Genomic DNA, 13,588 nt, shown 5'->3' on the forward strand with positions numbered 1-13,588 from the left:
TAGTCGAATCTACATAATATTTTTTATTGTTCATTTAATATGGATTCGTATTTTTTTTATAAAACTTAGATTTTTTATCTTAAAATATGACTTTCTAATAAACCATTCAATATTAAAATTAAAACTGGAGTTAAGCATGTTGTATAAGTTTTTATTTATATAATTATTTATATCATTTTGTTTTTTTTCTTTTATATGGTTGGATATTTCTTCTAGATGTTCTGTTAATCCATTGTCACATAAATACCCTTTTAAAATATTATTTTGCATTTCTATTCTGTTTGAGTCTAAATTTATAAACTCCTCTAAGCTATCTTTAAAGACATCTATCGATGGTATGATCCAGCCTGATTGAGGATATGTAGGAACATCACGATATATTAGTATAGCGACACTCCGTTGATGATACATTGATGTGATAGATATACTACTAGGAGTAGTTATTATGCTAGAGTAACGACTAAGTGTGTTCTCAAAGTTATCAGATATATCATTTTCTATTTCTATATCTAAGCTACTTGATAAAAACTGTAATATTTTTTTGTCAAATATTCTAAAAGAGAAATCTATTTTTTCTTTTAGAATATTTGAAGTAATTTCTAGTAGGATATGTTTTAACTTATCAAATTCATTATTTGAAAAATATGCAGAATTGGCAGTTGTAATTAATATTTTTCTTGAGTGTGGTAATTCTATAATATTTTTTTCTTTTAACATACGATAGGGAATGAATTTTAATGTTTCAACATTATGATTAAAATATTTTCTCTCTTTTTCACCAACGCAAATAAAATAATCTTGAATTATAGGATGAAAAAGTTGCAAATCATATTTTTTAATCATTGGGTTATTCAATGAATTTGAGAATTCGAAAATACCATCGGAACATAGTATTGTATTTTTTTTTAATTCATTGAATTTTAATGATAAGATAATGTTGTGAGGCATTGTATAAAAGGCACATACAAATAAATCAAACTTATAAAAAAAATTTAATTTTTTTTTATAAAATTTCATGCCGTTAAAAATATAAGTGATTCTTGGTAAATCTTTTAGGCCGATTTCTCTATAGTAACTTTCATTTTCTGAAAATAAAATAATCAATATTTTTGCCTATAAAGGTAGATAGTTAAGGGTTTTAGTATAAATATTTAGAAATTAAAATAAGAGTAATCTCTGTAGACAGTTTGAACACGGACAGCGCACAAGAAACTGGAGAGTACATATTATGTAGTACATGAGGATTTCAAGTTAAAATGGCAAGTAAAATAGTGCTAATGAGATGAATTCTAATATTACAGGCGTCTTAACAAAACAATACAAGAAACTTTGAGTCATACGGTTTCTTCGTGTTTGTGAGCATCAGAAAAAACGCAGATCTTCAGTTTCTACGGCTATAGTACTAAGTATATCTGATTAAGTAACTATTTAGATTATTAAGATTAAAATCAGTAGATATTGGAAATATCATGAAAAATAATAAAAAAGGATAAATGAAAACTATAGAAGAAGTTCTATCAAAAAAATCAGACATCATAACTCACTTAAATGTTTATTAATAATGTAATCCATAGTAAATTCATGTGGGAGTTCTGATGGAGGACGTTTTATGGTTAGATTGCAGATTTTATCAATTTCTGTTGATAGCTCCAGAGTGCTATTTAGTGGAATTAGTTTCCCAATGTTATTATTTATTATCATCTCTAAAGGCCCTGATTTACAATTAGTTGATATGACATATGTATTTAATATTATTGACTCTAAAATTACTGTTGGTAACCCTTCATAATCTGAACATAATACTAAAGCAAGTGCATCTTTAATCATTGGGTATGGGTTTTTTACCATGCCACCAAAAATTATATTATCTTTAAGTTGTTTCTTTAAGACAATTTTTCTGATTTTATATTCTTCAGGTCCTGATCCTAATAATAATAATTGTGGTTTTGGTTCAGTTTTAATAGCATCATATGCTTCAATAAGTAAATCATGTCTTTTTTCTTTTGCAAATCGCCCAACATGAATTATATAGGGTTTTTGTATTATTTTATTTTCACTTAAAGATAATTTCTTTATTTTATCAGCATCAAGTAAATTATATATCACACCTATTTTTTTTGGTTTTATATTAAGTTGATTGACTAGGTCGTCAGCAATGCCTTTTGATACTGCAGATATATTTTTATTATTTAAAATTTTCCTAAAAATATATAGTGTTAATTTATTAAAGTGATATTTACATAATAATCTACTATTAGTATTGTGGCATTGAAAGACGATGTTTTTTATTTTTGTTTTGAATAGTATTGTATATACACCGAATCCACAAAGATAAATCTTATTAAATTTTCCATTTTTTTCTTCTATTTCTAGGATGAAATTATCAAATGATTTACTAAATTTATTCGAAAATATATAACTACCTACAAGAGGAAATAATTTGTTCGTTATTTTAGATAGTAAAAAAATATTTTTGTTATTATAGTAATTAATATCATATATTATTTCTACTTTATCTGATATATAAGGTTTATAACATTTTTCATCATCAGGCAATAGTACAATAATAGTAATATTGTGTCCTCTTTTTGCTAACGAATTAGCTAAATTAGTTGTTACAGTTTCTATCCCACCACCTGAAAAACTTCTTATCACAAAGCAGAGTTTTTGATTCATATAATTTCATCAGTTTTTGATACTATTAAAATTTAATTTGTACTATTTTTTTATAAAGTTAAATGTTTTTAAATAATTCCATAAATTTCTCTGCGATAATTCTAGGATGGTGTAAAGCTAAAGCATAGTTTCTTGTTTGTATTTTTAAATTATCTAATTTATCTTTATTCATAACTAATTCCTTTACTTTGATATATATATCTTCAGAATCATGTATAATAGGAATTATAGGACTGGATTTTAAATTAAATTCCTCCATACAATTTTTTGTTGATGGTGCCATGACGATATGGCCTTTTAGCATGCTATAGATAGCGTTCATTCCATATGAGTTGGATTTTGTTTGATCAATTGCTATATCCACGTTGTCCATTAATATCAAATATTCTGACAGCGGTAATCTTTCTGGATATATAATCTCAACTAGGTCATTGAATTCATTTTTTATTCTTTCTAAAGCTTTTTTAATTACTTTTGTCCCTTTAAATTCTTCTCTATTTATACCATGCATTATTACAATTTTATCTCCAGTTTTCTTTATTTCATTCTTGTAATCGCCATCACAAGATAACGGTATAGTATCAACTACTTTTTCTGAAAAGTCTGATAATCTCCATGCTTCCGCATAATCATACATTACTGGAACTATCTTATTCACAGATTTTGCAACTAGGATATTTATAAACTTATCTCTTTTTCGTTGAAATAGAGAATTCTTAGATTTAGATAAAGGTATATCCATATATGGCCAGGGTTTTAAACTACCCTTTTTACCCTGTTTGATAAACTCGACGTCATCACCTGCACATAATAAGAGAGTTTTTATTGATTTCATCTTTATTAGAAAAAGTATTAATGGACCGAGATATTTAAAATTAAAAAAGGATGGGTTCATTATAATTATATAATTATGAGATAGTATGTTAGGGATTATCTTTATTAGTTGAAGTAATTTATAAAGCTTATTACCTTCATATAATTTTATGTCACCATCAATGGATTTCCATCCATCACCCATGAAACTAAAAACGAATGCGTTCATACCTAACTCATTAAAGCCTTTTGCTAGTGAGCGACCATAACCACTATATTCTCCATAAATTAATATTTTCATTTTAAGTTTTCCTAATTAAAAATGTAATAGATATTATATAAAAATAATATTGACGCTATTTGGGAATCAGTTGATCTAAATAAGCTTTCATAATAGTGATACACTTATTTTTTCATTCCAGGTTGTTGTAACGAAAGCGCCTTCATAAACTCTTCCACATATCTAAGTCACTGCCACATATACTGGCAGCAATGATTTCGTGTTACCGTTTCATGTAACGATTGCCACAAGCGTTCAATCTTGTTTAGCCAGGGAGAATAAACAGGTAAAAACAACAGATTAAATTTAGCGTTTCGCTTTAACTATGCCCTGACTTTCTGGCTTTTATGAATACCATAGTTATCTAAAATTACCGTGATACTTTCTGCATGGCGATATTGGACATTCATTTCCTCTAACAGAGTGATAAATAAATCAGAATTCGTTCTTACACCACTGACATACGTGACTTTACCTGTTTGCGCATTGAGACAACCCGCAAGATAGTGTTTTTGATTTTTCCCCGGTGTCACTACCCGCTTTTGTTGCCCCTTAAAGCACCCGTCCGCACCGCTCTTGGGGTTAAGGTCAATATCCACTTCGTCTTCGTAAAAAACGGGGTTTTGCTCTGACATGTTGGACAATGCCTCTGTAATTTTTGCCATTTTCTCGTCATACTCCGGGTCAGATTTTTTTAGGGTAGCCGCGGCCCTTCTCCACACAATCCCCCTCCGGCAAAAGTAGCGATATAATGGGCTTTTTGAGCATGATAAGTTTAATAATTTATTGATTATGCGAGTAATAAGCTCAAGACTCCAGCGTGAACGCAGGTAGCTAAAATCCTGCGGAGAGGGCGGTAATAAGAACGACAATAAAGTAAAAAGTGGCGATAAATGCCAGACAGCGGGTCTTCCTGTCGGCAGGTTTTTTAACCCTTCCAGGCCAGATAATGTAAACCAATTTATCCAGCGATTAACTGAGGAACGTGAACAGTGAAGAGTCCTGGAGACATGAGAAACAGTACTCCGTTCATGTAGCATCAAGAGCGCGGTGAGGCGACGCGCATAGTCCTTATCCCGGGTTCTATGGATAAATTTTTTCATCTGACGTCGTTCGTTTCGGGGTATTGGTGCTATGATTGGCATCACTCAGTCCATTTTGGGATTTGTTTTGATTTGGCGATTAATCAGATCGCAAAAATCGGACTGAGTTCCCTTCAAGTGATCTTATTTAGTTTTTCGAAATGATTTAATTATTTCGAACAGCTATTTATCCTTGAATCTTTTATAGAATAAATTAAACCTCCACATAATATAACTATGCTCCAAGGATCAAAAACTGTTGGGCGCTGATATATGTTTGCTAGATATACTAATATCATCGGTAACCATCTAATAAATATATCTTTTTTAATAAAATTATTAGATATACTGAATGATAATAGAGAATAAAATATCAAGATCAGAAAAAAGCCAAAAAAACCAAAGTCGTATATTAGAGTAATATAAGATGAAACATCACAATCTGTCAAGGTATATGCATTATATCCGAGTCCCCAAAAAGTATCTTTATGATTCAGAAAATCGCTGAAATAGTTTTGAAAACAAAGAGAAATACGGTTATCAACTTTATCAAAGCCATTTAATATTAAACTAAAACGATCAAATACGTAATATTGAATTAATGATACATTTTTCAAAGATGAAAGACTAATAAATATTGTGATAGTTGTTATTGAAGTTATCTTTAATAAAATTTTTGGTTTAAAAATCAAGAATATAAAAATTGAAATATAAAAAGCTAAAGAAAAACTAAGAATTCCACTTAATAATATTATCTTATTAATTTTTCGTTTTAAATTAAAACCTGAAGCCGCTAATATTAATGCAGACACAGTACCAACAACACCAGGCTCGTCATACATTGCAGAAAAGCGAAATATTTCTCCTGTACTTATAGAGTATATTTGATTACTTAAGATAACCATACCATAGTACACTCTGTAGTAAAGGCCTTCAGTATTTTTTAATGGATTTAGTGGAAGTATAATCTCCCAATTTCCTCCAAGCCCAAATAAAATTAAAAAAAAATATATTAGCCCTGGTAATAATGATATGGCATAAATAATTTTAAATACATTGAAAATATTTAACTTTAAAAAATCTGGAAGGCATAAGAAAAATAAAATAAAAAAGACTGATCCATTGAATAATGTTTCATTTTTACTTGAAAGTGAAAGAGAAAATATAATTATGAAAAATAAAATACTTAACCATATACCATTTTTCTTTAATTTTCCGCCATGTATTGTATATATGAAGAAAGTTAATATGGCTAATATACAGAAAAATCTAAAGTAATATGGAAGATTCCATGTAAAATATGGGCTTAACGTTAAGAATGTAGAGACGGAAAACAATAGAGTTAGAATCTTTTGAAGAAAATGCGCTGTATTTATATTCTTATTTATTAAGATGGAATGCATTATTCACTCTTTATATATCAATTAATGAATACCACAAAGTGGGAAATACTTATATGTACACTGACTCAATGTAAGCATAGATACGTTATTACTAACGATATGACCATAAATATATATTTGGCTTCAGTAAGCTTTATGATCATCCACATTTTCTGCTCTTTCATTACAGTTCAGTGACCTTCATATTACGTTAATGTAGATTATTCGAGCATTCATATTCTCTAGCCAGATTGTAACCTATTACATTTGTCATCTAAATTGTAGGTCACTTTACATAACGCCTTGTGCTGCAAGAACTGAAAGCTCTTCATAGTAGAAGCATGAGTTGGTACGGCCAGTATCAAGCTTCAATTATTCAAATATTAATCAAGTGAACAAACTGTAGCACTATTATGAAAGGTTATTTAGTACTACAGCCGTACTTCCTGTTTTCAACAGAAAAGCCACTGACAGAAGAGTTTAATTCATGAGATTTATCAGAGTCATGAGCATCACGAAAAATGCAAATTTCTGGTTTCTACGGCTGTAGTACTAGGCTGTGTCCCTCAGTTAAATAATCGTCTTAAGAAATAAACGGGTACAACCTAATTTCACCATAGCTATATAGTTTCTTGCGGTTTTTTTATAACGTGTGCCAATGCGACGATGCTCTTTGAGTCGACTAAAACATCTTTCTACAACATTTCTTCTTCGATATGCTTCATGGTCGAATTTAACCCGTCCATCTGACCGGGCTTTTTCGTTGGATTTATAGGGAATTATCACTTTTATTCCCTGACTTTTTAACCGGTTACGTAATGCATGGTTGGAGTAACCTTTATCAGCAATCACCGCTTTTGAACGCCGTTTCATAAAACCGTTTTTACGCCGAATACCAAGGTCATCCAACAGGCGTACTGCATATTGACTTTCGTGACATTGACCTGTAATGAGTACCACATTAAGTGGGTGTCTTTTTCCATCGACAGCCAGATGGATCCAGATGGATTTTGGAACCATAACCACCCTGAGAGCGATCCAGGCCATGGTCTCCGGTGATATCGGGATGTTTTTTGGGGCACCAGCCGCATAATGTGCCGCACGAATGTTACTGCCATCCAGAGATATGGCTGACCAATCAACTAAATCTTGCTCATCCAGTATTGACAATAACTTATTGAAAATGAGATTAATTATTCCTGATTTTGACCACCGACTAAAGCGGTTATAGACGGTCTTCCAGGAACCATAACGTTCGGGTAAATCCCGCCAAAGGGCACTGGAACATAGCACCCAAAACATGCTGTTCCGGCTGCAAGTGGGAATATACTTATATTAAATAATTCTTCATAGAAATATTTAAATGGAAAATAATTATTTGGAACGGCAAATGGGTTTATTAATTGTATGATGTCATATTTATGTGTAATTTTAAGTAATTTAAGAAAGTTAAACCTATAGTGAATTTTGTTTAAAGGGGAAATTAAACGAGAGTTTAGATCAATATCTCTAGGAATGTTTTCCCAGCCATCTTCCTGTAGCAGCTATATCAACTTGATGACAGAGATATTCTAAGCCTTCTTTTAAGTTCTTATGTAAAGAGCTATACTCTCCTATTAATAATATCTTCACAGTTTCAGGCTCTTAAGAAATTCTTCATAATTACAGTTATGATAATGAAATAAATTAGATAATTTATACAGTAGGTATAGGTTATGCCAATGAGGCCAAAATGATGAACCATAACAGATGATAAGATAAGAAAATTTAACCCAGATATAATTTCTGTTATTATAAAGGTCTTAACCATAGCTTTAGCTAGCATTATATAGGCCAATAACCATGATGCTATTTTAAAAACATCACCTATAATTTGCCATAAGAATAGGTCTCTCATAGGCATAAAATCTTGAGTAAATAGTATAGTAATAATTATATCTTTTAGTAGGTACATTAGTAGAGCACAAACTACTACTATTGGCATGATTAGCTTATAACCTGAAATTATTTCTTTTTTTAACTCATAGTTATTAGTAATTTCGGATAATCTTGGTAAATAATAAGTACTTAAAGCAGTAGTGATTACCATAAGGTACATAGCCGAAATATACCAAATACCTTGCCAGTACCCTGCTTGATCCCAACCGAGTGTTGTACCTAAATAATTTCGAATAATTAAGTGAGATACAGGAACCATGACGGCTGAGGTTATTGCCATGGCCGAATAGCCCATTAGCTTTTTTGCAATGAGGCGATTAAATGGTTGGATGAAGTGATTCCATCTTATTATAGGGTGTTTTCTTAGTAAGAATAATATTACGATTAATATAATAGATTGATTTGTGGCTAATGCAATTAATGCTCCATTTAACCCAAGAAAGATAATTAAAATGCTGGTAAATATTAATGAATAAATACTTTGGATAATATTTATTTTTATATATGTCTGAATTTCTTTTAAGCCATTTAATATGGATAATAATAACCCATTCAAGACAAATAAAACAATGGTAAAACCAAAGATAATAAACACATATTGATATTTTATATCTAGTAATATTTCTTTGGCGGCACTCTGTGATAATAGTATTAATAATGATCCAACTATAATCGATGTTGCGAGGCTAATCTTAGCCGCAGTACCAAAAAGAGCAGGTGTTTTAGGATCATTTGGCCCATATTCAGCTGTATATTTCACGACACCATTATTGATTGCACCTTGTGCAGCTGTCATAATTAATTGACTAAAGCTTTGGAATTGTCCAATCAATGCTAATCCGGCAGGGCCAATATAAATTGATACGGCTTTATTAATGATCAGCCCAGCTAGCATTTTGAATGCAGTAGCTATCAGACTTAATATTGATGTCTTGAAAAGAGTCATTATTTTTACTTATTTAATATTAAAGTTATTACAGGCAGTAACTATTTTTTCAACCTCTTCTATTGTTATGGTTGGCCCAATTGGTAAGCTTAATACTTGTTGATGAATTGTTTCAGTAATAGGTAAATTTAATTCATTCCATTCTGGATATGCTGATTGCTTGTGAGGAGGAATAGGATAATGAATTAACGCTTGGATGCCTTTTCTAAAAAGATATTGTTGGAGTTTATCCCGGTGTGGACAATTAATTACAAATAAGTGCCAAACATGGTTTTCTGGATGCAGTGAATTTTGTTCAATAGTGATAGGTAATTTTATATATGGATTATTAATGTTTTCTAAATAATGTTTAGCAATATTACGTCGATATTCTGTTTCAATATCTAAATATTTCAACTTTACAGAGAGAAATGCAGCTTGAAGTTCATCTAATCGACTGTTAATCCCTTGATAGATGTTTTTATATTTTTCATGTGATCCATAATTACGTAATGCTTTTATGGTAGTTGTTAATTCTTCATCGTTTGTTGTAATTGAGCCTGCATCACCTAAGGCACCAAGGTTTTTTCCTGGATAAAAACTAAATCCTGATGCATGACCCCAGTTACCTGCTTTTTTTCCTGCTATTTTAGCTCCATGCGCTTGAGCACTATCTTCTAATACTAATAGATTATGTTCATTAGCAATCTTCATTATTTCAGGCATCGGTGAAATTTGTCCATACAGATGTACTGGACAAATAATTTTTGTTTTTTCTGTAATCGCAGAGACTATATTATTAGGGCATAAGTTATATGTGTTTTGATCTGGCTCAACTAGAATCGGTTTTAAGTTATTTTCTGTGATTGCCAAGATTGATGCTATATAGGTATTTGCGGGTACAATGACTTCATCACCATCTTTTATTTTACCTAATTTTTTCCAGGCTCTGAGTACTAAGATTAAAGCATCTAGGCCATTGGCAACACCAATCGAATATTTTGTACTACAATATTCTGAAAATTCTTGCTCAAAGCTTTCTAGCTCATTTCCTATTATATACCAACCTGAATCTATTACCCTTGAGCTGGCTTCTTTTAATTCTTTTTCGTATTTTTTGTTTATTGCTTTTAAATCGAGAAAGTTGATCATCTTTACTTTCCTAGATAATATATTATTAAATATTTTTGACTAAAAATGGAGGTTCTATTTTAATAAGCGTTTTTATGCATATTAGAGAAAGCCTTGTAATCCCTTATATAATCAGATTCATCATAATGTTGATTTGCTAAAACTACTAAAACACAATCCTCTGAAAAATCGTGCATTTCTCGCCATATAAATGAGTCTATCAATATACCTTTTTGAGGTTGATCTAAGATCATATCTTCCGTTGCTTTCCCATCATCTAGTAATATTCTGCAACTTCCTTTGACAGCAAATAAAACTTGCTTGAGTTCTTTATGTGCATGGAAGCCTCTTGATACACCGGATTTAGTATTAAATATGTAGTAAACTCTTTTTATTTCAAAAGGGATGTTTTTATTTGCTTCTAATGAAATTAGCTGGCCTCTTTCATCGCCAAGAGTTTTAAAATCAATTAGCTTTATTAAACTCATATCTTCCTCTGAATAAGAGATTGTAAATATTTTCCATATCCATTTTTTGACATAGAGTCAGCAGCTTTAGCGATATCGTTTTCGTCTAGCCAACCATTACGCCATGCAATCTCTTCTAAACAAGCAATTTTAAACCCTTGGCGTTTTTCAATAGTTTCAACAAAGGTAGCCGCTTCTAATAAACTATCGTGAGTACCTGTATCCAACCACGCAAAACCACGCCCGAGGAGTTCCACATTTAATGAATTATCATTAAGATACATTTGATTAATTGATGTAATTTCTAACTCACCACGATTGGATGGTTTTACTCTCTTTGCGAAATCAACTACCCGGTTGTCATAAAAATAAAGACCAGTGACAGCATAATCAGACTTTGGTTTTTTAGGTTTTTCTTCAATAGAAATCGCTTTCATCTGATCATTGAATTCAACAATCCCAAAGCGCTCAGGATCTTTTACCTGATAACCAAATACAGTAGCTCCAGTTTTCTGAGATGATGCTTTTTGTAGCTTAGGTGAGAAAGCTTGTCCCCAGAAGATATTATCTCCCAGAACTAAACAGACTGAGTTATCTCCAATAAATTCTTCACCAATAATGAATGCTTGGGCTAATCCTTCAGGGTTAGCCTGAATCGTGTAACTAATATTTATTCCTAAGCTACTTCCGTCATTCAAAAGGCGTTTGAAGTTTATTTGATCTTCAGGAGTTGTAATAATAAGAATATCTTTTATCCCTGCCAGCATCGGTACTGATAATGGATAGTAGATCATTGGCTTATCATATACAGGAAGAAGCTGTTTAGATATACCTATTGTTATAGGGTATAATCTGGTGCCAGAGCCACCGGCTAGAATGATGCCTTTCATATTAATTTGGTCAAGCTATTTATGTTATTACTGATTTATACCCTATAGATTTCAAGATGCATCGAGACGGCAAGGGAGCGAATCCCCGGGAGCATAGCGAACTATGTGACCGGGGTGAGCGAGTGCAGCCAACAAAGAGGCAACTTGAAAGATAACGGGTATAGGTTAATTGTATGGTTAACTATTAAATGAATCTATTTAATGATTTTTGCTTAACATGTAGGAATTTTCTTGTATATACAGATGAAAAACCTGAGTCAGCGTTCTAATAACCATTAAATAAAGCTACCGCACTAGGTTGTTGGCTCCCAGAACGCCTATAGGGTTCTATAATCTTACCCACTGTGTTGATTTTCCAGTACTTTTGTCTTTCGTAACAAAAAGTAACGGGGGATAAGATTTTGTAACTATTTGGGGGGAGAGTAAACTGTAAGCTTCTCCGGGTCAAGCTTAACAAGCTGCTTGTTTAATTAATTGATAAAATAAGGCTGCTAATCGGGGATTTTGATGGTTTTTTGTTGGAATCGTTCCTTCGGTTGGATTCGGGGTTATTTGTTAGGTGAGAGTCAAGTTCGGTAGATTTAAGGAGGATTTAGTTAGCTGTTTAATTAAATAAAGATGTGAAAATGTTATATTTTCTGATCAGTAGGGTCACTTTGAAGGGTTTTAGGTAATATGATTTTTTATTGAATTCTTTCTCCTATATCATAACACCATAATGTTTCTCCTGTGTTTTTGGAGTAGGGCATAAGACATTCCCTCCATTCAATGTTGTCCACAATGATAGTCCGCTGTTTATACTTCCTATTTTTAAATATTGGTTGACTTTAATTCTATTACATTGTGAAGAAATTCTTTATAATTTTACTCACTTGAGATCCAATATTAATTTTTTGATGTTATGAGGGTTGATAGCGGTTAAGAATGAGCCTAAGGAAACACCTATACACAGGATTAATAATTTTATAGAGATGGATTCATCCAGAAGGAAGTAGGCAAAGAATATTGCCCAAACGGTGTAGGTGATGTTTAAAGCCATAGCTCGAATAGGTTGGAGTATACTGATTGCTTGATAGTAGAAGAGGTATGATACGGTCGTTGTCAGTGAAGCTATTAGTAGCAGGCTGGATAGTGTGAAACTTGAGAAGATAGGTATTACATTAGGTAAGGAGAAAATAAATACTGTAATAAGAATAAAATAACCTATTGAAGAGGATAACTGTCTTATAAAATAGGCGATGTCAGCAGGTATATTGTTGTTCATTCCGTAGGAACTGATAACAACTTCAGATCCCCAACCCAGTGCACAGATAAAGGCAAAAAGGAATCCTGTCCAGTTGGATATTGTTTGTGTTGTTGTTGAATAGCCTAGTATTATGGTGCATACAACGGCTAATATCAGGCCTAATGTTCCTATAAGGTGAATTCTGTCTTTAAATAGACAGAATGATATTAGAGAACCAATGGCAGGATAAGTTGCAGCGATAATTGCTGTATAACCAACACCAATATGTTGAATGGCTAGGATATAACAAGACATGCCTATTGGGCCACCCAACATAGCTGCCAGTACGATTATCCAATATTTTTTATTCTTAGTGATGGCTATTATTACCCGATATTTATTCTGATATAGCAGATATATAAACATGTATACACATGAAATTAGGTCATTCAGGAAGGCAATAATGATAGGAATAAGGAAATAAGAGGAAAGAGTGTTGCTTTTTAATAAAATAGCTAAAAGAACACCAGTGAGTCCCCAAAAAACACCTGAGAATAGTCCATAGGCATTTGCTGTTACTTTACGGTTGATAAACATAGCTATTTGGGTACTTTTTCATAAATTTATGGGCTCGTATTAAGAGGTTAATTCCATAATTTCCATTTTCCTTTTTTGAGGGAAAAACTGAAGGAAGTATAATACATATGATATATCTAATGATGAGATTTTTGTTGGCTTGTTATTTTAATTTTTTGAATTATATGATGTTTAATTACTCG

At 31.7% G+C, this 13,588-nt stretch carries 10 protein-coding genes and 1 pseudogene; all 11 read right to left on the reverse strand.

Going from position 1 to position 13,588, the window contains the following annotated elements:
- Positions 1 to 30: 30 nt before the first annotated feature.
- The 11 genes and pseudogenes from C5470_RS08305 to C5470_RS08355 all read right to left on the reverse strand — a co-directional run bounded on the left by C5470_RS08305 (position 31) and on the right by C5470_RS08355 (position 13,406).
- Positions 31 to 1,104, reverse strand: coding sequence for a hypothetical protein (locus C5470_RS08305; protein ID WP_166287639.1), 1,074 nt, complete (start codon positions 1,102 to 1,104; stop codon positions 31 to 33).
- Positions 1,105 to 1,533: 429 nt separating this feature from the next.
- Positions 1,534 to 2,676 carry a glycosyltransferase gene (locus C5470_RS08310; RefSeq protein WP_166287642.1) on the reverse strand — a complete coding sequence of 381 codons (1,143 nt, stop codon included), beginning with the start codon at positions 2,674 to 2,676 and terminating at the stop codon, positions 1,534 to 1,536.
- Between the two features lie 58 nt (positions 2,677 to 2,734).
- Positions 2,735 to 3,790, reverse strand: coding sequence for a hypothetical protein (locus C5470_RS08315; protein ID WP_166287645.1), 1,056 nt, complete (start codon positions 3,788 to 3,790; stop codon positions 2,735 to 2,737).
- 104 nt (positions 3,791 to 3,894) lie between these two features.
- A pseudogene (locus C5470_RS08320) lies at positions 3,895 to 4,914 on the reverse strand (IS630 family transposase).
- A 107-nt stretch (positions 4,915 to 5,021) separates the two neighbouring features.
- Entirely contained in the window at positions 5,022 to 6,254 is a 1,233-nt protein-coding gene (locus C5470_RS08325) for a hypothetical protein (protein ID WP_166287648.1), read from the reverse strand.
- Between the two features lie 549 nt (positions 6,255 to 6,803).
- Positions 6,804 to 7,535: an IS5 family transposase gene (locus tag C5470_RS08330; protein ID WP_242687839.1), complete on the reverse strand. Its 732-nt coding sequence runs from the start codon at positions 7,533 to 7,535 to the stop codon at positions 6,804 to 6,806.
- Positions 7,536 to 7,869: 334 nt separating this feature from the next.
- Positions 7,870 to 9,117: an O-antigen translocase gene (locus C5470_RS08335; RefSeq protein ID WP_166287651.1), complete on the reverse strand. Its 1,248-nt coding sequence runs from the start codon at positions 9,115 to 9,117 to the stop codon at positions 7,870 to 7,872.
- A gap of 9 nt (positions 9,118 to 9,126) precedes the next feature.
- Complete coding sequence (locus C5470_RS08340) at positions 9,127 to 10,248, reverse strand: DegT/DnrJ/EryC1/StrS family aminotransferase (protein ID WP_166287654.1); 1,122 nt, start codon at positions 10,246 to 10,248, stop codon at positions 9,127 to 9,129.
- 59 nt (positions 10,249 to 10,307) lie between these two features.
- Positions 10,308 to 10,715 carry a sugar 3,4-ketoisomerase gene (locus C5470_RS08345; RefSeq protein ID WP_166287657.1) on the reverse strand — a complete coding sequence of 136 codons (408 nt, stop codon included), beginning with the start codon at positions 10,713 to 10,715 and terminating at the stop codon, positions 10,308 to 10,310.
- Entirely contained in the window at positions 10,712 to 11,584 is an 873-nt protein-coding gene (rfbA, locus tag C5470_RS08350; protein WP_166287660.1) for a glucose-1-phosphate thymidylyltransferase RfbA, read from the reverse strand. The genes C5470_RS08345 and rfbA overlap by 4 nt, the downstream gene beginning before the upstream one ends.
- An 868-nt stretch (positions 11,585 to 12,452) precedes the next feature.
- Positions 12,453 to 13,406 carry a DMT family transporter gene (locus C5470_RS08355; protein ID WP_207626928.1) on the reverse strand — a complete coding sequence of 318 codons (954 nt, stop codon included), beginning with the start codon at positions 13,404 to 13,406 and terminating at the stop codon, positions 12,453 to 12,455.
- Positions 13,407 to 13,588 lie beyond the last annotated feature (182 nt).

It is taken from the genome of Photorhabdus stackebrandtii, assembly GCF_011189495.1.
Taxonomy (GTDB): domain Bacteria; phylum Pseudomonadota; class Gammaproteobacteria; order Enterobacterales; family Enterobacteriaceae; genus Photorhabdus; species Photorhabdus khanii.